Below are 18433 nucleotides of genomic sequence, written 5' to 3'. Positions count from 1 at the left end.
GTGGCGGCCCCGCCGGGCCGCCACCGCTCACTGAAAGCCGTCCGCGATCAGTCGGCGAGCGGGAGGTAGACCCGGTTGCCGGCGGCGGCGAACTCGGCGGACTTCTCCGCCATGCCCGCCTGGATCTCCTCGGCCTTCAGGTCTCCGCCGTGCTCACGACGGATGTCCTGGGAAATCTTCATCGAGCAGAACTTCGGCCCGCACATGGAGCAGAAGTGCGCGGTCTTGGCCGGCTCGGCCGGGAGCGTCTCGTCGTGGAACGCGCGGGCCGTGTCCGGGTCGAGGGCCAGGTTGAACTGGTCCTCCCAGCGGAACTCGAACCGCGCGTCCGACAGCGCGTCGTCCCACTCCTGGGCGCCCGGGTGGCCCTTGGCCAGGTCTGCGGCGTGCGCGGCGATCTTGTACGTGATGACGCCGGTCTTCACGTCGTCGCGGTTCGGCAGGCCCAGGTGCTCCTTGGGCGTGACGTAGCAGAGCATCGCGGTGCCCCACCAGGCGATCATCGCGGCGCCGATGCCCGAGGTGATGTGGTCGTAGGCGGGCGCGACGTCCGTGGTCAGCGGGCCGAGCGTGTAGAACGGCGCCTCCTCGCAGATCTCCTGCTGGAGGTCGATGTTCTCCTTGATCTTGTGCATCGGGACGTGGCCCGGGCCCTCGATCATCGTCTGCACGTTGTGGCGCTTGGCGATCGTGTTGAGCTCGCCCAGCGTCTTCAGCTCGGCGAACTGCGCGGCGTCGTTGGCGTCCGCGATGGAGCCGGGGCGCAGGCCGTCACCGAGCGAGTACGTGACGTCGTACGCCGCGAGGATCTCGCAGAGCTCCTCGAAGTTCGTGTAGAGGAAGTTCTCCTTGTGGTGCGCCAGGCACCACGCGGCCATGATCGAGCCGCCGCGCGAGACGATCCCGGTCTTGCGGCGGGCCGTCAGCGGCACGTACGGGAGCAGCACGCCGGCGTGGACCGTCATGTAGTCGACGCCCTGCTCGGCCTGCTCGATGACCGTGTCCTTGTAGATCTCCCAGGTCAGGTCCTCGGCCCGGCCGTCGACCTTCTCCAGCGCCTGGTAGAGCGGCACGGTGCCGATCGGCACGGGCGAGTTGCGCAGCACCCACTCGCGGGTGGTGTGGATGTTGCGGCCGGTCGAGAGGTCCATGACCGTGTCGGCGCCCCACTTGGTCGCCCACGTCATCTTGTCGACCTCCTCCTCGATCGAGGAGGTGACCGCGGAGTTGCCGATGTTGGCGTTGACCTTCACCAGGAAGCGCTTGCCGATGATCATCGGCTCGATCTCCGGGTGGTTCACGTTCGCGGGAAGCACCGCGCGGCCTGCGGCGATCTCCTCGCGGACGACCTCGGGGGAGACGTTCTCGCGGATGGCGACGTACTCCATCTCCGGGGTGATCTCGCCCCGGCGGGCGTACGCGAGCTGCGTGACGGCGGCGCCGCCACGGCCCCGGCGGGGCTGGCGCGGGCGGCCCGGGAAGACCGCGTCGAGGTTCTTGAGGCCACCGCGGGGCGAGGTGTGCTTGATGCCGTCGTCCTCGGGGCGCACGGGGCGGCCCGCGTACTCCTCGGTGTCGCCGCGGCCGATGATCCAGTTCTCGCGCAGGGGCGCCAGGCCCCGGCGGACGTCGGTCTCGATCTGCGGATCGGTGTACGGCCCGGACGTGTCGTAGAGCGTGACGTCCTTGCCGTTGGTGAGGTGGACCTGGCGGACCGGCACCCGGATGTCCGGGCGGGAGCCCGCCAGGTATCCCTTGTGCCAGCCGGGCTGGCGCTCGGTCTGGCCGTCGGCGTCCTGGCTGACGGCAGGCGTGCGTGCGTCCTGAATGGTCATGAGACCTGATCTCCCTACGCCGGCATTACCCGGTAACAGGTTCGGCGGTCGACGCAGCCTCTTCCCGTACGCATTTCCCGCGCGTACGGTGATCAGCGCCCTCTCAGCCCGGTGCTCCGAGCTCCCGCGTTGTGCAAAGGTGCCCCCACGCTAGCGTCATGTGTGGCGTGCTGAACAGTGGGCCCCCTCATCTGTTGCGATGATCTGCTGGTGACGTCCTTGCCTCAGACCCCCACCGAGCCCACTGACCCCACGGCTCATCCAGGTCACGCCGACCATGCGCATGCGGGCCCCGGGCACGCGCACGGACATTCCCACGGCCACGGCCCGGCGGCCCCGGTCTCGAAGCACCTGCGCAAGGTCATCGCGGCCGTGCTGATCCCCTTCACCGCCGCCGTCTTCATCGGCATGGTGGTGCTCTGGCCGGGCGGCGCCCCCGCCCACGAGCGCTCCGGCGTGGGCTTCGACCGCCAGACCCAGCAGGGCAAGGTCGTCTCGCTGGCGCAGGTCGACTGCAAATCGGTCAACGCCTCGCAGGTACCGCCCACCGGCGACACCTCCACGCCCGAGGGGCGCGAGGCGCAGGCCGCGCAGACCGGCGAGTGCAAGAAGGCCACCGTCGAGGTCGCCACCGGACCGGACGAGGGCCGCACTTTCGTGGAGATCGTCCAGCCGGGCGCGCCACGGCAGTTGAAGGACGGTCAGGAAGTGGTGGTCGCGTACGCGCCGGACGCCCCCCGGGACCTCCAGTACTCCGTGATCGACGTGAACCGCAAGCTCCCGATGGCGCTGTTGGCCGGCATCTTCGCCGTGGCCGTCGTCCTGGTCGGCCGGATGCGCGGGCTGTTCGCACTCATCGCGCTCGTCGTCAGCTTCGCCGTGCTGACCCTCTTCATCCTCCCGGCGATCCTGCAGGGCTCGAACCCGCTGGTCGTCGCGGTCGTCGGGGCCAGCGCCATCATGCTGATCGCGCTCTACATGTGCCACGGGCTCACGGCGCGTACGTCGGTCGCCGTCCTGGGCACGCTCGTCTCGCTGTTGCTGATCGGCCTGCTGGGTTCGCTGTTCATCGACTGGGCGTTCCTCAGCGGCAACACCGACGACAACACCGGGCTGATCCACGGGCTCTACCCGAGCATCGACATGAGCGGTTTGCTGCTCGCGGGAGTGATCATCGGATCGCTGGGCGTGCTCGATGACGTGACGGTCACCCAGACCTCGGCGGTCTGGGAACTCCACCAGGCCGACCCGGCGATGGGCCCCCGTGGTTTGTACCGGGCGGCCATCCGGATCGGGCGGGACCACATCGCCTCGGTGGTCAACACCCTGGTTCTGGCCTACGCGGGTGCCGCGCTGCCGCTGCTGCTGCTCTTCTCGATCGCGAACAGCAGCATGGGTTCCGTGGCCAACAGCGAGTTGGTTGCCGAGGAGATCGTACGAACGCTCGTGGGCTCGATCGGACTGGTGGCCTCGGTACCGGTGACAACGGCGCTGGCCGCACTGGTGGTTTCTGCCGACCGACCGGGATCCCCGGGTGGCGCGGCGACTTCGGGGCCGGCCCGCGGCGGCCGGGGCCGGCGTCGCAAGCGCTGAATGAGGTGGTTCCCGCTGCGTGGACCGGCGGCACGGCTGGTCAGGCCGTACGCACCGCCTGTCATGCGGGAGCGGCAAGTCGGTGCGTTCAGCGCGTCGGCACGCTGAGCCGGTGTGGGGTGCGTCCGGCGGTCAGCCCGCGTTCTGCTCGTTCTGCCGGGACGCGGCCAGGATCTTGCCGAGCTCCTCGTCCAGGTTCTCCTCGAAGTCGCCCAGGTTTCGTTCCTGACCGAGCGGAACCAGTCGATCGGTACGGTCGAGGAACGCGACGAGCGGCGCCGCGCTGGCACGGAACAGTGCCCGGTCGGCCCCGACCTGGAGCCGAATGTGGACGTCCGACAGCTCATCCGGATCGGTGGGGGCGATGTGCACATCGCCGTCACCGCACGGCTTGTTGATGCCGTCCAGCAGTAGTTCCCGTCCGAACGCCCATGTCACGGGCGCATCTCCGGGCAAGTGGAAGGTCAGGCGGATTGCGTAGGGGTCACGAGCGTCGTACCGGAGCTCCACCGGGATCCGGAACGAGAGCTCCTCGGAAACGAGGAAGCTCATCATGACCTCTGCCTGTACCGACTCGCGCATGCGTACCCCGCTGTTGTGGAAGTGGCCAGGAATGATCCCCCAGGGCCCTCTTGACAAGAGTGGTGGAAGCGCCAGCAGATCACAAGGAGTGAGTTTTCAGATACTGATAGAGAACGAGAGGGTGCTCAACAGCGCGCCTACTTCACTCCGTAGCCGATCGACCGCATAGAGCAATCGGTCTTCTTGGTGCAGGGGAAGGGAAATCGCCATGGTTGCGGCGATATCGCCGGCGGTGATCGGAATTGCCGCACACACCGTGCCCAACGCATACTCCTGACGCTCCGTAACCGGCTGCATCCGGCCCATCGCTCCGATGCGCTCCTCCAGGGTCCGCATATCGGCCACTGTGTACGGGGTGACCGCCTCGACGGGGTGCCGGTCGAAGTGGTCCTTGCGCGTCTTCTCGTCGAGCTGACCCAGCAGGCACTGCCCGACGGCGTGCGCGTGACCGGTCGCACGGAAATCAGCCGACTCTTCGCAGGCCGGGTGTGCCGGGGTGTCCGATACGCCCACGACCTCGATCTCACCCTCGCGGTAGACCGCGAAGTAGACGGGCGCCCCGACCGCGTCGCGGAAGTGCGCGAGGGAGTCGAGGATCATGCCGCGACGTTTCTGCTGGAGCCCGCCACCGGCCAGCCGCCCCGCAGCGTCGCCCAGGACGAACACACCGCTCTCCCGGCGCAGGTAACCCTCGTGGGTCAGGGTGCGCAACAGGTGGTACGCGGTGGGAAGCGGGAGCCCGGCCTCGCGCGCCAGTTGCTTCGCAGGAGCTCCCTCGCTGTGGGAACCCGCCGCTTCGAGCAGCCTCAGCGCCCTTTGCACCGAACCGATCAGAGTCGGCACACCGGCATTGTGAACGGGAGACAAAGCTCACCCCCAGGCGTGGCGGCAGGCCGTGGGGGCCCGCCCTGCGGGGGCCGCCCCCGCGCGTGCCGTGGCTCCTGGGGGTCATGCTCGGTGAATTGCTGTACATCACCGCAGGTCAGGGCGGCGTTACCGGCTTTCGGTACCCAGGTGGCGGCACAGATTGCCACTCTATCCGCCGATTCCCGCAGTGTGAGCGGTTTGGCGTGTCACGTTCCCTCACCTGGGTTAATCCGATCACCGGCCGGCTTGCGCCGTTCTACCACTCGCCGGAAGAGGACTTCGAGCTCCTGCCGCTGAACTTCTTCACGAGGAAGACCAGACCGCCGACCAGGGCGGCGAAGAGCAGCACCTTGAAGACGATTCCGATCAGCGCGGCCAGCACGCTGGTGATCACACCGCCGAAGACGAAGAGCACCAGCAGCGGAACGGCGACCCACTTAACCCACCAAGGCATGCCTGCGAACGTCTCTCGGATGCCGTCCATGTCCTCAACCTCTTCCTCGTCTGTGACTTCCTGCTTTCGATGCTAGGAGGCCACGGACGCCGGCGGAGGGCCGCGAGCCCCCGGAGTCCCCTGATCCGCCCCCTAGGGGGATCGGGGGCCCGACCCTCACCCGGGCGCCGTCGCTCATGCCTCCGGCGGGGAGAAGACCACCATCACCTTCAGGTTCTCGGTGATGTGGTGGAACTTGTGCGGGACCCCGGCCGGGACGTAGACCACGCTGCCGTTCGCCACCGTCGTGGTCTGCGCTCCCACCGTGATCGAGGCGCGGCCGCTCACGACGAAGTACACCTCGTCCTGCCCGTGGGGCTGTTGCGGGTCGCTCTGACCGGCATCGAGCGCGTACAGCCCGACCGACATGTTCCGCTCACGCAGGAACTGCAGATAGGCGCCGTCGTTCACGGCCCGCTCCGCTTCGAGCTCGTCCAGCCGGAAGGCCTTCATCTTCGCTGTGCCCCTTGTGCTCTCTCGTCCGGCTGCCATCAGCAGATATGCCGATGTTCCACCGGGATCTTCTCTGCCACGATCAGACACATGACGAATTTCGTAGTCAAGACGCTTGCCAACGCAGCGGCCCTGGCCGTCGCCATCTGGCTCCTCGCCGGCATCACCCTGGACGACGGCAGCAGCATGGGCCGCCGCACGCTCACCCTGATCCTGGTGGCGCTGATCTTCGGCCTGGTCAACTTCATCGTCAAGCCCGTGGTGCAGCTGTTCTCCCTGCCGCTGTTCATCCTCACCCTCGGCCTGTTCACGCTCGTCGTGAACGCGCTGATGCTGATGCTGACCTCGTGGCTGGCCAAGCAGTTCGACCTCAGCTTCCACGTCGACAACTTCTGGACCGCGCTCATCGGCGCCCTGATCATCTCCATCGTCTCCTGGGCCGTGAACATGGTCCTGCCCGACAAGAACTGAAGCGCCCGCCCATGTACCGCGTGTGCTTCGTCTGCACCGGCAACATCTGCCGTTCGCCCATGGCCGAGTCCGTCTTCCGCGCCCGTGTCGCCGAGGCCGGGCTCGACCACCTGATCGAGGTGGACAGCGCCGGCACCGGCGGCTGGCACGAGGGTGACGGCGCCGATCCGCGCACCCTCGCCGTGCTGGAGGCCGCCGGGTACGAGCAGACCCACCGGGCCCGGCAGTTCCGGTCCACCTGGTTCGCCGGCCTCGACCTCGTCATCGCCCTCGACGCCGGGCACCTGCGGGACCTGCGCGCCTTGGCCCCCACTCCGCAGGACGCCGCCAAAGTCCGGTTGCTGCGGTCGTACGATCCCGCGGCCACGGCCGCGCGGAGCGACGTACCGGATCCCTACTACGGGTCCCTCGACGGGTTCGAGGAGTGCCTGGCGCTGGTCGAGGCCGCAAGTACCGGCCTGCTGGACGCCGTACGCGAAGCCGTGAAGGAGCCCACCCCATGAGCGCACAGGACAGCGCCGGCGCTGCATCCGCGGCCCGGCTCGGCGACGGCACCCGCGCCGTCCGGGCCGGCTTGCCCGACCCGGTCAAGAACGAGCCGACCATGCCCGGGCCGGTTTTCGCCGCCCACTTCCACCTCCCCGGCGACGTCGAAGGCCCGTACACCTACGGCCGTGACACCAACCCCACCTGGACCCTGCTGGAGCAGGCCATCGGGGAACTGGAGGCCCCCGGCGAGGGCGGCGTGCACACCATCGCCTTCGCCTCAGGCATGGCCGCCGTCTCCGCCGTGCTCCTCTCCCAGGCCCGCACCGGCGACACCGTCGTCCTGCCCTCCGACGGGTACCAGGCCCTGCCGCTGCTGCGCGAGCAGTTGGAGACCTACGGCATCCGCGTGCGCACCGCCCCCACCGGTGACGACGCGCAGCTCACAGCCCTCGACGGGGCCCGGCTGCTGTGGATCGAGACCCCGTCCAACCCCGGGCTCGACGTGTGCGACGTACGCCGCCTCGTGGACGCGGCGCACGCCGGCGGGACGCTGGTCGCCGTCGACAACACGCTCGCCACCCCGCTCGGCCAGCGCCCCCTCGAACTCGGCGCCGACTTCTCCGTCGCCAGCGGCACCAAGGGCCTCACCGGCCACGGCGACGTACTGCTCGGCTACGTCGTCTGCCGCGACCCGGAACTCGCCGCGGGCATCCGCCGCTGGCGCAAGATCGTCGGCGCGATCCCCGGCCCCATGGAGGCCTGGCTCGCCCACCGGTCCCTGGCCACCATCCAACTGCGTGCCCAGCGCCAGTGGGCCAACGCCCTCGCGGTCGCGGAGGCACTCGCCGAGCGCGCCGACGTGAGCGGGCTGCGCTACCCCGGACTGCCGACGGACCCGTCGCACAAGACGGCCGCCCGCCAGATGCGGGGCTTCGGGTCGGTGGTCTCCTTCACCCTGCCCGACCGCGCACACGCCGAGCGCTTCATGGCGGCCCTGCACCTGGTCGAGGACGCGACCAGTTTCGGCGGGGTGCGGTCCACCGCCGAGCGGCGCGGACGGTGGGGCGGCGACGACGTGCCCGAGGGCTTCATCCGGTTCTCCGCCGGGGCCGAGGACACCGAGGACCTCGTCGCGGACGTGCTGCGCGCCCTTGATTCCGCGGGCCGGGACGCCTGAGCCGCGCGTGAACGCGCCACGGAAAGCGGTCCGAGCCTCCCCCCAAGTGGCTCGGACCGCTTCGGGTTCCGCGCGCGAAGAACCACTCGCACAAGGCTAGTTGACTCTGTGTCAGAGTCCAATCACGGTAACGACAGGACCCTATCGGCATATTTATAGTTGAAGACCCCCACCGAGAGGGGCCGAAATGGACCTGGCCCTGTTGCGCACCTTCGTCGCCGTGCACCGGGCCGGCTCGTTCACCCGGGCCGCCGCGCTCCTCGGGCTGTCCCAGCCCGCCGTCACCTCCCAGATCCGTACGCTGGAACGCCAACTGGGCCGACCCCTCTTCCACCGCCGTGCCCGCGGCGTCACCCCCACCGCCGTCGGCGACGAACTCGCCCACAAGGCCGCTCCTCACCTCGACGCCCTGCTGCGGATCACCGAGTCGGAGCGCGAGGCCGCCGGCGGCGCACGCACCCTGCACCTCGCCGGGCCCCCCGAGTTCCTGAGCCTGCGCGTCCTGCCCGCGCTCGCACCGCTGGTCGGACAGGGCCACACCCTGCGCACCGCCCTGCAAACCGACGCCGTGGAGACCCTCGAAGGGCTCGCCGCCGGGCACCACGACCTCGTCGTCACCACCGCCCGCCCGCGCGGCGCACTCTTCAACGCCGCCGCTCTGTGCGACGAGGAACACGTCCTGGTGGCCGCGCCCTACTGGGCCGCCCTCATCGATCCGGAGCGGCTGCGCGAGGACGGCACCGACGCGCTGGAGGGCATCCCGGTCGTCGAGGTGCACGAGAGCCTGCCCCTCGTCGCCCGCTACTGGGCCACCGTCTTCGACGCCGTGCCGGATGCGGCGGCCACCGTCGTCACACCCGATCTGCGGGCCGTACTGGAATGCGTCCGGGCGGGCGCCGGGCTCGCGGTCCTGCCCCGCTACCTCAGCCAGGACGCGCTGGACCGCGGGCAGGTCGTCGCCCTGTTGGAACCCGCGGTCCCGCCGCTGCGCACGTGGTTCCTCGTCGTACGCAGCGGCAGCCTCGCCCTCGCCCACCTCGCGAGGGCCCACGAACGGCTCCTGAGCGCCGGCGCGCAGTGGTGAGCCATCGGGTTGCGGCCGTCGACGCGTTTCAGAAGCGGAGTCCTGGGCCACTCTTCTCCCATGACCGAACGTCCCGTGGTCAAACGCACCGCCCGCGCGATCCTGCTCGACGGTGACGACCTGATCCTCATCAAGCGCACCAAGCCCGGCATCGACCCCTACTGGCTCACTCCCGGCGGCGGAGTGGAGTCCTCGGACGCCACCGTCGTCGACGCCCTCCACCGAGAGGTCCACGAAGAACTCGGCGCGAAAATCACCGATGTGGTGCCCTGTTTCGTCGACACAGTCGAGCACATCGCCGACCGGGGAGTGACCGGCGTCAAGGTGCAGCACTTCTTCGTCTGCCACCTCGAATCCATGGATCCCGGGCTACGGCACGGCCCCGAGATCGACGAGCCCGAGGGCGAGTACGAGATCGTCCGCGTGCCCTTCAGCCGGGTCGGCATCGCCGCCGTCCACCTCGTCCCGCTGTCCCTGCGCCACTACCTCGACGGCAACATCGAGGGAGTGCGCGCCATGCACGCTCCCGACCTGGGCTGATCCACGACACTGCCCGATCCCCTCGGCCCGGGCCGGCTCCCGGCCCGGGCCGACCTGTGGAGTGCGGGCGCCTGCCGGTGTCAGCCCGCGACGCCTGCCAGTTCCTCCACGGCGTCGTGCCGGATCCGCTCGCCGGGGATCCCGATCCTCTTCAGGGCGTCGACTCCGCTGCGGATCATCGCCGCGGGGCCCGAGATGAAGGCGTCGTACGAGCTCCAAGGCCCGTGCGTGCCGACCGCCTGGGGCAGTTGCCCTGCCAGCCCGTCGGCGCACACCACCGGCCGCACCGAGAGCCACGGATGGGAGCGCTGGAGCCCGAGCAGGGTGTCCTTGTCGTACAGGTCGCTGTCACTGCGCGCGCCGAAGAACACCTCCACCGGGCGTCGTTCACCGTGCTCGGCCACGTCCTCGATCAACGCCTTGATCGGCGCGATGCCGGTGCCGCCGCCCAGGCAGAGCATGCCGTTGTCGGTGCTGTGGTCCACGACCATCGACCCGGCCGGCGGCCCGAGCCTGATCACGTCCCCGGGCCGGGCGTGGCGTACCAGCGCGTTGGAGACCCAGCCCGCCGGGACGGCTTTGACGTGGAAGGACAACAGCCCGTCGGTGCGTGGCGCCGAAGCGAAGGAGTAGTGCCGCCACACCCGTGGCCACCAGGGGGTCTCCAGGCTCGTGTACTGGCCCGCCAGGAAGGCGTAGGGCTGGTCGGGACGCACGGTGATCACTGCGATGTCCGGGGTCCGCAGATCGTGGGAGACCACTTCGGCATGCCACCACGCCGGGGCCTTCATCTCGTCCTCGGCCGCCGCGTCGATCATGATCTGGGAGATGGTGGTGTACGCCCGCACCCAGGCGGCCTGGGCCTCGGGCCCCCAGGTGAGCTGCGCGTACCGGGCCAGCGCCCCGATGAGGGCCTCGCCCACCAAGGGGTAGTGGGCCGCCATCGTGCCGTACTTGCGGTGCCCCGTGCCCAGCCTGCGCAGGTACGGGACGAGGACGTCGGGATCGTCGATGTGCTCGGCGGCAGTCAGCAGCGCCTTCAGCAGCCGGTCTCGCTGCACGTCCATCGCGGCGGGGAACATGCCCCGGACTTCCGGGTGCCCGGTGAACACCAGGGCGTAGAAATACGAGGTCACCTTGTCGGCGACGGGTGCAATCTCCGCGAGCGTACGGCGGATGAGTACGGCATCGGGGGAGGGCTCGGTCGCGCCGCCCCCGGAGGGTATCCGAGCCGGCCTTGGTCTGGCCGGTCTGGTGGGCGGAGCGTCCATGCGGTGCCTCGCTTCAAGCATCTCGGTCAGGTCTGCACACACCACGGCCTCAGATCCGTGGTTCCGGGTTTCACAGCGTGCCAGTGCTTCCAAGGGCTTGCGGGGAAATGCGGGAATTTCACGTTTCCCACCCTCTTTCCTCTTAAGATGCCGCAACTCCCGGGCGTGCCCCGCCTGCCAGCTGATAGGCCTCCCGCAGGTCCCGACCCGTGTAGACATGGGTCGCCCGCTCTGCCAGGTACGGCCGTGCGTTGACCGCCACCGACCGGGGCACCGCGTCGAAGAGCGCCACATCGGTCAGGGAATCCCCGTACGCGACACAGTCGCCCCGGCTCACCCCGTACTGCGCGCACAGCCGGTCAGCGACGGTGACCTTGCCCTCGGGCGTCAGGATGCCCGCCACCTCCACAGGCCGGGTGAACGGCACCTCGGGAAAGAGCGAGCCGTGCGCGGCGTGCGCGCCCCACTCCAGCAGCAGCTCCACGAAGAAGGACGGCGACAGCGAGATCACCGCGCAGTAGTCCCCGCGTTCCCGGATCTCCTGCCACACCTCCCGGATCCCGGACAGCCACGGGGAGCCCTCGAACGCCGCCCGGACGTGTGCGGGGGTCAGGCCGGTCCAGAGGCTCTGCGCCGCCACCGAGAACTGGTGCGGGCCGATCTCCTGGGCGCCGAAGGCCCGTTCCAGCTCGGCGATCTCGGCTGTCAGCCCGAGCTGCCGGGAGATCTCGACCGGCGCCGCCGAGCCGTACATCAGCGTCCCGTCGAGGTCGAAGAGGTGCAGAGTGGTCATAGCCATCGAGGCTAGCCCGTCGCTTTCACGCGGAACACGATGTTTCACGTGAAACATCGGCTGGTTTCACGTGAAACATCCAGTCCCCCATCCTCTGGTCCAAATCCTCTGGACGGTCTCCGGCCGATGATCCAGTCTGGGCCGGTGACACCACCACAGCTCACCGAACTTCCGATCCGCGCGCTGACCGTGGACGACCTCCGCCACTGCGCCGATCTCTCCGAGGACCGCGGCTGGCCGCGTGAGGACCACAAATGGGGACTGCTCCTCGCCGCCGGAAACGGCTACGGCGTCGACGCCCCGGACGGCCGGGGGCTCGCCGCGGCCTGTGTCGTCACCCGGTACGGACACACGAAGGCCGAGCCGGAGCTCGCCGCCATCGGCATGGTCCTGGTCGCCGACCGCTACGCCCGCCAGGGCCTGGGCCGTCGTCTGATGGCGTACATCTGCGACGACGTCCTCAAGGGCGTACCGCTCACCCTGCACGCGACCCCGTACGGCCGCCCCCTCTACGAGGAGCTCGGCTTCGACACCACGGGACGCGCCGAGATGCTCCGCGGCACGTTCCGCCATGACGACACCGATCCCGCGACGGCCACCGTCCCGGTCCGGCCGGCCACCGCCGAGGACATCTCACGGATCCTCCGCCTGGACGCCGAAGTCTTCGGCACCGACCGGACCCACCTGATCACCCGACTGCCCGCCTTCACGGACCGGTTGCTGGTCGCCGAGGACTCCGCCGGCGAGCTGATCGGCTACGCCGCGATCTGGCCCAACATGGAGACCCATGTCATCGGCCCGCTGATCGCCCGCGACCAGGCCACCGCCGAGGCACTCGTCGCCGGCCTCGCCGCCACGACCGAACGACCGCTGCGCACCGACGTCGACGTACGCCACGAGGAGTTGCTCGCCTGGCTCAAGGACCGGGGCCTGGACTCCGTGGCCTTCAACGCCGTCATGACCCGAGACACCACCGGCCTGCCCGGAGACTGGACCCGCCGCTGGGCCCCGCTCACCGTGGCAGCCGGCTGAGAAAGGATCCACCCGACCATGACCGAAGCCACCCCCGAGCTGGCGATTCGCCCGGCTGCCGAGGAAGACCTGCCCGCGATCGTCGCCATGCTCGCCGACGACCCGCTGGGCGCGACCCGTGAATCCCCGGACGACCTCACCCCGTACACGGCGGCCCTCAAGCGCCTGACCGACGACCCCCACCAGCACCTGGTCGTCGCCGTCCGCGGGGACCGTGTCGTCGGCACCCTCCAGCTCACGATCGTCCCCGGCCTGTCCCGCAAGGGCGCCACCCGCTCGATCATCGAGGGTGTCCGCATCCACGCCGATGAGCGCGGCAGCGGCCTGGGCACCCGGTTCATCGAGTGGGCGGTCGAGCGGTCCCGCGCCGAGAACTGCCAACTCGTGCAGCTCACCTCGGACGTAACCCGCACCGATGCCCACCGCTTCTACGAGAGGCTCGGTTTCACCGCCTCCCACGTGGGGTTCAAGCTCCAGCTCTGACCAGTCCCGGACCCGAAGGGGAAAGGCCGGGACGCCACGTGCGCCCCGGCCTACGATCGGAAGGATGAGCAGGCTTCCCCTCGTCACCACCGCCGAGCGCCGCCACCGGCTCGGCCGCCGGCATCGCCTGGCGCCGTCGGCCCGTGCCGCGGAGGCGGCCCAGACCGCGGACTCCGAGCTCGCCCGCCGCTGGCCCATGCCTACGGCCCTGCCACCGAGGCCGACCTCAAGTGGTGGACCGGCTGGACCCTCACCGATGTCCGCAAGGCCCTGGCCGCCATCGGCCCCGAGCAGGTGCGGCTCGATGACGGCACCAGCGCGCTCGTCGGCCCCGGGGACACCGCGCCGGAACCTGCCCCTGGGCCCTGGGCTGCCCATCGGCGGCTGGGCCCAGCGCGCCGACGGCGCCATCGTCCACCGACTGCCGGGCAGCCCCGGCCGCGACGCCGAGAAGACGGTCGCCGCCGAAGCCGCCCGGCTGGCCGAGTGGATCGGGGACGCGCGCATCACCCCGCGCTTCCGCACCCCGCTGGAGCGCGAACTCGTCGCAGAGGAGCGCGAGTACTAGCCGATGCCGCGCCAGCCCTGCGGATCCACCCCGCCGGGCACCGGAGCCTGTGCGTCGTACGGCTCCCGCGTGAACACGAACGAGCCCAGATCGAGATGGCTCACCGAGCCGTCCGGCCCTCGCACGGCCCGCAGAGACTCCCCCGCGTAGTAACCCGCCAGGCCGGTCCAACTGCCGTCCGGCTCCGGCCGGAACCTGGCCGCCCGCCCCGTCACACCCAGCGGGACCAGCTCCAGCAGGCCGTCCGCGGTCAACCGGAGGGTGTACGCCCCCGTGCCCCAGTACCAGGGCCCGCACAGCTCCAGCGCCACCGGATCAGCTTCCCGGAACGGCCGCCACGGCTGGGGGAAGGGCGGCTCCGCGTCCGCCACGATCGTCACGAGGTCCGCGGCCACCGTCGCGGCCGGCAGCCCCGATGTGCAGTTCGCCAGCACCACGGCCGCCACGTCGTCCGCTTCGCTCAGCCACAGCCCCGCGACGAACCCGGGCAGCGAGCCCGAGTGCCCGGCGAGCCGGCGCCCGGCGTTGTTCATCAGCTGCATGCCGAGTCCGTACCCGAGGTCGGCGGACCCCGGCTCCGGGGGAGCCGCCGCCGTACGCATCTGCCGTACCGTCTCGGTGCTCAGCACCCGCTCGTCGCCTCGTGCGAGGAAGACCGCGAAGCGCGCCAGGTCGGCGGTCGTGGACCACAGTTGACCGGCCGCGGCCATCAGCCCCAGGTCCTCCAGAGGCTCCGGCATCATCACGTCGGCCCACGGGTGCACCGCCCATCCCCCGGCGTGGGGGGCCTTCGGCCGAGCGCTCGTACGGTTCAGCCCCAGCGGCTCCAGCACCTCGGCGTGGAGTACCTCTTCCCACGGCTTCCCACGTACGGCCTCCACCAGCGAACCGAGCAGCGTGTAGCCGGGGTTGGAGTAGTGGTGCCGCCGCCCGGGCTCGTGCCGGAAGGGCTGCTCGCCCAGTACGTCCGAGAGCTCCGGCCGCAGCGCCGCGGACGAGCGTTCCCACCACTCGCCCGGGGTCTCGGCCGCCAAGCCGCCGGTGTGGGCCAGCAGCTGACCGACGGTCACCTCGCCGACGCCCGTCCCCGGCAGGTACTTCTCCACCGGATCCCCGAGCCCCAGCAGCCCCTCGTCCCGCAGCCGCAACACCAGAACGGCCGTGAAAGTCTTGGTGATCGAGCCGATCCGATACTGGACGTTCCCATCGGGGCCGTGTCCTTCGACGGAGGTCCGCGACCCCTCCCAGACCACTTGGCCTCCGCGCACCACGGCCGCCACCACAGACGGGGCGCGCCCGTCGCTCTGCGCGACGGCGAGCCGGTGCCTGAGCGCACGGCGGGTGGCGGGAAGCAGTTCCAGGCCTTCAGCTGCGGCATCCATGATCGGATGCTACGTGTTGGCCATGTCCACGAACCGCGAATAATGGCCCTGGAAAGCGACGGTGATCGTCGCCGTCGGGCCGTTACGGTGCTTCGCCACGATCAGGTCGGCCTCGCCCGCGCGGGGCGACTCCTTCTCGTACGCGTCCTCGCGGTGGAGCAGGATCACCATGTCGGCGTCCTGCTCGATGGAGCCGGACTCACGCAGGTCGGAGACCATCGGCTTCTTGTCGGTGCGCTGCTCGGGACCACGGTTCAGCTGGGACAGCGCGATCACGGGGACCTCAAGCTCCTTCGCCAGCAGCTTGAGGTTTCGCGACATGTCCGAGACTTCCTGCTGGCGGCTCTCGGGACGGCGCGAACCGCCCGACTGCATCAGCTGGAGGTAGTCGATGACCACGAGCGAGAGGTCGTTGCGCTGCTTGAGCCGGCGGCACTTCGCGCGGATCTCCATCATCGACAGGTTGGGGGAGTCGTCGATGTAGAGCGGGGCCGCGGAGACGTCGGGCATCCGGCGGGCCAGCCGGGTCCAGTCGTCGTCGGTCATCGTGCCGGAGCGCATGTGGTGCAGCGCCACGCGGGCCTCCGCCGAGAGCAGGCGCATCGCGATCTCGTTGCGGCCCATTTCGAGGGAGAAGATGACGCTCGGCAGGTTGCTCTTGATGGAGCAGGCACGGGCGAAGTCCAGCGCGAGGGTGGACTTACCCATGGCGGGGCGGGCCGCGATGACGATCATCTGGCCCGGGTGGAGGCCGTTGGTCAGCGAGTCGAGGTCGGTGAACCCCGTGGGGACGCCGGACATCTGGCCGCTGCGCGACCCGATCGCCTCGATCTCGTCGAGGGCGCCCTCCATGATGTCGCCCAGCGGCAGGTAGTCCTCGGAGGTCCGCTGCTCGGTGACGGCGTAGATCTCCGCCTGGGCGCTGTTGACGATCTCGTCGACGTCGCCGTCCGCGGCGTAGCCCATTTGCGTGATCTTCGTACCGGCGGCGACCAGGCGGCGCAGTACCGCCCGCTCGTGGACGATCTCCGCGTAGTACTCGGCATTCGCCGCGGTCGGGACGGACTGCACCAGCGTGTGCAGGTACGAGGCCCCGCCCACCTTGCTGATCTCGCCGCGCCGGGTCAGCTCGGCGCCGACCGTGATCGGGTCGGCCGGCTCGCCCTTGGCGTACAGGTCGAGGATCGCCTGGTAGATCGTCTCGTGCGAGGGCCGGTAGAAGTCGTGGCCCTTGAGCACCTCGACCACGTCGGCGATGGCGTCCTTGGAGAGCAGCATGCCGCCGAGCACGGACTGCTCGGCGTCGAGGTCCTGCGGGGGGACGCGCTCGAAGCCGCCTCCGCCGCCGTCCCAGGAGCCGCCCTCGCGACCTCGGTCGTGCTGGTCGTCCCCGCGGCCGCGGCCTTCGCCGCCACGGCGTTGACGGGCGGGCAGACGGTCTCCCGGACCACTGTCGGCCCAGGGGTCGTCCATGGGCTCGGGCATGCTCACCGGGCCGCCTCCTCCCGTCCGCAACGCGGACCTCGCCGTGTCACTCTTTCTACGACACGGCTCTGACATTTGGGGCACCCGAATCCGCAGTCGGCGAGTCGGGCAACGCACCACGGTAGGCCCGCGGGCGACGTCAGCCAATCTTGTTATCCACAGGCTGTGTGGATGAGATGTGGACGACGGCGCCAATGCTGTGGGTAAGTCCCCGGAAGCTGTGTACGGACCGGGGGACGACGCTGTGGACAAAATCACCCGACCCCCCTCCCCACCCCATCTGACCTGGGATTTCTTTCTCCAGGACCTGAGCGGCAGAAAAATATTGGCCACTGTCTCAAGATCGCCACCAATGAGGTGCGGAGAACGCGCAAGTCAGCGCTTCGGTAAGGCCTCAAACACCCTTGCGTCTATTACCTGTGGAAGATTAGATTGAGCACATGACACAGGCCCCCGCAGCGCCGAAGGCTGCCCCGAGACGGCACGACCGAGAGATCTTGGTACTCGCCGTCCCCGCCTTCGGCGCACTCGTCGCCGAACCCCTCTTCGTGATGGCCGACAGCGCCATCGTGGGACATCTCGGCACGCCCCAATTGGCCGGCCTGGGCATCGCCGCCGCTCTGCTCACCACCGCCGTGAGCGTCTTCGTCTTCCTCGCCTACGCCACGACCGCGGCCGTGGCCCGCCGTGTCGGTGCGGGCGATCTGCAGGCAGCCATCCGTCAGGGCATGGACGGCATCTGGCTCGCCCTCCTCCTCGGCGCGGCCGTCATCGCCGTCGTCCTGCCCACGGCGCCCTGGCTGATCTCTCTTTTCGGAGCCTCCGACACCGTCGCCCCGTACGCGGTCACCTACCTGCGCATCTCCGCCCTCGGCATCCCGGCCATGCTCGTGGTGCTCGCCGCCATCGGTGTCATCCGCGGCCTCCAGGACACCCGGACCCCGCTCTACGTCGCCGTCGGCGGCTTCGCGCTCAACGCGGGCCTGAACGCCGCCCTCGTCTACGGCGCCGGCCTCGGCATCGCCGGCTCCGCCTGGGGCACGGTCATCGCCCAGTGCGCCATGGCCGCCGCCTACCTCGTCGTGGTCGTCCGCGGCGCCAGGCGGCACGGCGCCTCACTGCGCCCCGACGCCACCGGCATCCGAGCCTGCGCCCAGGCCGGCGCGCCGCTGCTGGTCCGCACGCTGTCGCTGCGGGCGGTCCTGATGATCGCGACCGCCGTTGCAGCCCGGCTGGGCGACGCCGACATCGCGGCCCACCAGATCCTGCTCTCCCTGTGGAGCCTGCTGGCCTTCGCCCTGGACGCCATCGCCATCGCCGGGCAGGCCATCATCGGCCGCTACCTGGGCGCGGGCGACACCGAAGGCGCGAAGGCCGTCTGCCGCCGCATGGTCCAGTGGGGGATCGCCTCCGGGGTCATCCTGGGCCTTCTCGTGATCGCGGGCCGCCCGCTCTTCATTCCGCTGTTCACCAGCGATCCTGCGGTCAAGGACGCCATACTGCCCGCCCTCCTCGTGGTGGCCATCTCCCAGCCGGTGTCCGGCATCGTCTTCGTCCTCGACGGAGTTCTGATGGGGGCGGGCGACGGCCGTTACCTGGCCTGGGCGATGCTGCTGACGCTCGCCGTGTTCACTCCGGCCGCACTGCTCGTCCCGGCCGTGGGCGGCGGCCTCACCACGCTCTGGTGGGCCATGACGCTGATGATGCTGGTCCGGATGGCCACGCTCCAGCTACGCGCCCGCTCGGGCCGCTGGCTGGTCTCGGGGGCCACCCGCTAGGAGCGTGTTTCACGTGAAACATCGAGGGTCCCGTGCGGGAGCCTCGATGTTTCACGT

18 protein-coding genes, 1 pseudogene and 1 riboswitch are annotated in these 18433 nt (G+C 69.9%); of the genes and pseudogenes, 10 read left to right on the top strand and 9 right to left on the bottom strand.

The window, feature by feature from the left end; all coding sequences use genetic code 11:
* Window positions 1–47 precede the first annotated feature (47 nt).
* On the bottom strand, window positions 48–1835 hold the full coding sequence (gene thiC, locus ACFWBF_RS34805) for a phosphomethylpyrimidine synthase ThiC (RefSeq protein ID WP_385608829.1): 1788 nt from the start codon (window positions 1833–1835) through the stop codon (window positions 48–50).
* A riboswitch (TPP riboswitch) is annotated at window positions 1830–1973 on the bottom strand. It overlaps the preceding gene by 6 nt.
* A gap of 39 nt (window positions 1974–2012) precedes the next feature.
* Between thiC and ACFWBF_RS34800 the strand changes: the two genes are divergently transcribed.
* Window positions 2013–3428, top strand: a complete 1416-nt coding sequence (locus ACFWBF_RS34800) for a YibE/F family protein (protein ID WP_385608827.1) — start codon at window positions 2013–2015, stop codon at window positions 3426–3428.
* Window positions 3429–3560: 132 nt separating this feature from the next.
* Here ACFWBF_RS34800 and ACFWBF_RS34795 read toward each other — a convergent pair whose 3' ends face one another.
* From ACFWBF_RS34795 to ACFWBF_RS34780, 4 genes are all read right to left on the bottom strand, one after another.
* Window positions 3561–4010, bottom strand: a complete 450-nt coding sequence (locus tag ACFWBF_RS34795; protein WP_385608825.1) for an SsgA family sporulation/cell division regulator — start codon at window positions 4008–4010, stop codon at window positions 3561–3563.
* 96 nt (window positions 4011–4106) lie between these two features.
* Complete coding sequence (locus ACFWBF_RS34790) at window positions 4107–4853, bottom strand: IclR family transcriptional regulator (RefSeq protein WP_385608823.1); 747 nt, start codon at window positions 4851–4853, stop codon at window positions 4107–4109.
* Between the two features lie 280 nt (window positions 4854–5133).
* On the bottom strand, window positions 5134–5361 hold the full coding sequence (locus ACFWBF_RS34785) for a DUF5326 family protein (protein ID WP_385608821.1): 228 nt from the start codon (window positions 5359–5361) through the stop codon (window positions 5134–5136).
* A 144-nt stretch (window positions 5362–5505) separates the two neighbouring features.
* Entirely contained in the window at window positions 5506–5823 is a 318-nt protein-coding gene (locus ACFWBF_RS34780; protein WP_385608819.1) for a cupin domain-containing protein, read from the bottom strand.
* Window positions 5824–5913: 90 nt separating this feature from the next.
* Here ACFWBF_RS34780 and ACFWBF_RS34775 point away from each other — a divergent pair, with 90 nt between their 5' ends.
* The 5 genes from ACFWBF_RS34775 to ACFWBF_RS34755 all read left to right on the top strand — a co-directional run bounded on the left by ACFWBF_RS34775 (window position 5914) and on the right by ACFWBF_RS34755 (window position 9584).
* Window positions 5914–6294 (top strand): phage holin family protein, encoded by a 381-nt coding sequence (locus tag ACFWBF_RS34775; RefSeq protein ID WP_385608817.1) that lies wholly within the window; start codon window positions 5914–5916, stop codon window positions 6292–6294.
* Window positions 6295–6305: 11 nt separating this feature from the next.
* Entirely contained in the window at window positions 6306–6797 is a 492-nt protein-coding gene (locus ACFWBF_RS34770; RefSeq protein WP_385608815.1) for a low molecular weight protein-tyrosine-phosphatase, read from the top strand.
* On the top strand, window positions 6794–7960 hold the full coding sequence (locus ACFWBF_RS34765; protein ID WP_385608813.1) for a cystathionine gamma-lyase: 1167 nt from the start codon (window positions 6794–6796) through the stop codon (window positions 7958–7960). The genes ACFWBF_RS34770 and ACFWBF_RS34765 overlap by 4 nt, the downstream gene beginning before the upstream one ends.
* A 187-nt stretch (window positions 7961–8147) precedes the next feature.
* Window positions 8148–9044 (top strand): LysR family transcriptional regulator, encoded by an 897-nt coding sequence (locus ACFWBF_RS34760; protein ID WP_385608811.1) that lies wholly within the window; start codon window positions 8148–8150, stop codon window positions 9042–9044.
* Between the two features lie 60 nt (window positions 9045–9104).
* Window positions 9105–9584 (top strand): NUDIX domain-containing protein, encoded by a 480-nt coding sequence (locus ACFWBF_RS34755; protein WP_385234097.1) that lies wholly within the window; start codon window positions 9105–9107, stop codon window positions 9582–9584.
* Window positions 9585–9664: 80 nt separating this feature from the next.
* Here ACFWBF_RS34755 and ACFWBF_RS34750 read toward each other — a convergent pair whose 3' ends face one another.
* Window positions 9665–11074, bottom strand: coding sequence for a globin domain-containing protein (locus ACFWBF_RS34750; RefSeq protein WP_385608809.1), 1410 nt, complete (start codon window positions 11072–11074; stop codon window positions 9665–9667).
* Window positions 10998–11648: an HAD family hydrolase gene (locus ACFWBF_RS34745; RefSeq protein ID WP_385608807.1), complete on the bottom strand. Its 651-nt coding sequence runs from the start codon at window positions 11646–11648 to the stop codon at window positions 10998–11000. The genes ACFWBF_RS34750 and ACFWBF_RS34745 overlap by 77 nt, the downstream gene beginning before the upstream one ends.
* A gap of 144 nt (window positions 11649–11792) precedes the next feature.
* Here ACFWBF_RS34745 and ACFWBF_RS34740 point away from each other — a divergent pair, with 144 nt between their 5' ends.
* The 3 genes and pseudogenes from ACFWBF_RS34740 to ACFWBF_RS34730 all read left to right on the top strand — a co-directional run.
* The gene (locus ACFWBF_RS34740) at window positions 11793–12680 is read left to right on the top strand and encodes a GNAT family N-acetyltransferase (RefSeq protein WP_385608805.1); all 888 of its coding nucleotides are present in this window, start codon (window positions 11793–11795) and stop codon (window positions 12678–12680) included.
* A gap of 18 nt (window positions 12681–12698) precedes the next feature.
* The gene (locus ACFWBF_RS34735; protein WP_385608803.1) at window positions 12699–13163 is read left to right on the top strand and encodes a GNAT family N-acetyltransferase; all 465 of its coding nucleotides are present in this window, start codon (window positions 12699–12701) and stop codon (window positions 13161–13163) included.
* A 163-nt stretch (window positions 13164–13326) separates the two neighbouring features.
* Window positions 13327–13731 (top strand): annotated as a pseudogene (locus ACFWBF_RS34730) (DNA glycosylase AlkZ-like family protein); the annotation flags it as partial.
* Here ACFWBF_RS34730 and ACFWBF_RS34725 read toward each other — a convergent pair.
* Window positions 13728–15113 carry a serine hydrolase domain-containing protein gene (locus ACFWBF_RS34725; protein WP_385608801.1) on the bottom strand — a complete coding sequence of 462 codons (1386 nt, stop codon included), beginning with the start codon at window positions 15111–15113 and terminating at the stop codon, window positions 13728–13730. The pseudogene ACFWBF_RS34730 and the gene ACFWBF_RS34725 overlap by 4 nt on opposite strands.
* Window positions 15114–15122: 9 nt before the next feature.
* The gene (dnaB, locus tag ACFWBF_RS34720; RefSeq protein WP_385608831.1) at window positions 15123–16586 is read right to left on the bottom strand and encodes a replicative DNA helicase; all 1464 of its coding nucleotides are present in this window, start codon (window positions 16584–16586) and stop codon (window positions 15123–15125) included.
* 452 nt (window positions 16587–17038) lie between these two features.
* Between dnaB and ACFWBF_RS34715 the strand changes: the two genes are divergently transcribed.
* On the top strand, window positions 17039–18376 hold the full coding sequence (locus tag ACFWBF_RS34715) for an MATE family efflux transporter (RefSeq protein WP_385608799.1): 1338 nt from the start codon (window positions 17039–17041) through the stop codon (window positions 18374–18376).
* Window positions 18377–18433 lie beyond the last annotated feature (57 nt).

It is taken from the genome of Streptomyces sp. NPDC060028, from assembly GCF_042736725.1.
Lineage (GTDB): Bacteria > Actinomycetota > Actinomycetes > Streptomycetales > Streptomycetaceae > Streptomyces.
Note: the sequence above shows the minus strand (reverse complement) of the source record. Positions and strands in the feature narration are given on the sequence as shown.

Coding starts and splice junctions, on each gene's coding strand:
- ACFWBF_RS34780 (WP_385608819.1), bottom strand. CDS start 5,823: ATGAAGGCCTTCCGGCTGGACGAGCTCGAAGCGGAGCGGGCCGTGAAC.
- ACFWBF_RS34770 (WP_385608815.1), top strand. CDS start 6,306: ATGTACCGCGTGTGCTTCGTCTGCACCGGCAACATCTGCCGTTCGCCC.
- ACFWBF_RS34795 (WP_385608825.1), bottom strand. CDS start 4,010: ATGCGCGAGTCGGTACAGGCAGAGGTCATGATGAGCTTCCTCGTTTCC.
- ACFWBF_RS34750 (WP_385608809.1), bottom strand. CDS start 11,074: ATGTCTACACGGGTCGGGACCTGCGGGAGGCCTATCAGCTGGCAGGCG.
- dnaB (WP_385608831.1), bottom strand. CDS start 16,586: ATGGACGACCCCTGGGCCGACAGTGGTCCGGGAGACCGTCTGCCCGCC.
- ACFWBF_RS34755 (WP_385234097.1), top strand. CDS start 9,105: ATGACCGAACGTCCCGTGGTCAAACGCACCGCCCGCGCGATCCTGCTC.
- ACFWBF_RS34765 (WP_385608813.1), top strand. CDS start 6,794: ATGAGCGCACAGGACAGCGCCGGCGCTGCATCCGCGGCCCGGCTCGGC.
- ACFWBF_RS34775 (WP_385608817.1), top strand. CDS start 5,914: ATGACGAATTTCGTAGTCAAGACGCTTGCCAACGCAGCGGCCCTGGCC.
- thiC (WP_385608829.1), bottom strand. CDS start 1,835: ATGACCATTCAGGACGCACGCACGCCTGCCGTCAGCCAGGACGCCGAC.
- ACFWBF_RS34785 (WP_385608821.1), bottom strand. CDS start 5,361: ATGGACGGCATCCGAGAGACGTTCGCAGGCATGCCTTGGTGGGTTAAG.
- ACFWBF_RS34760 (WP_385608811.1), top strand. CDS start 8,148: ATGGACCTGGCCCTGTTGCGCACCTTCGTCGCCGTGCACCGGGCCGGC.
- ACFWBF_RS34745 (WP_385608807.1), bottom strand. CDS start 11,648: ATGACCACTCTGCACCTCTTCGACCTCGACGGGACGCTGATGTACGGC.
- ACFWBF_RS34735 (WP_385608803.1), top strand. CDS start 12,699: ATGACCGAAGCCACCCCCGAGCTGGCGATTCGCCCGGCTGCCGAGGAA.
- ACFWBF_RS34715 (WP_385608799.1), top strand. CDS start 17,039: ATGACACAGGCCCCCGCAGCGCCGAAGGCTGCCCCGAGACGGCACGAC.
- ACFWBF_RS34725 (WP_385608801.1), bottom strand. CDS start 15,113: ATGGATGCCGCAGCTGAAGGCCTGGAACTGCTTCCCGCCACCCGCCGT.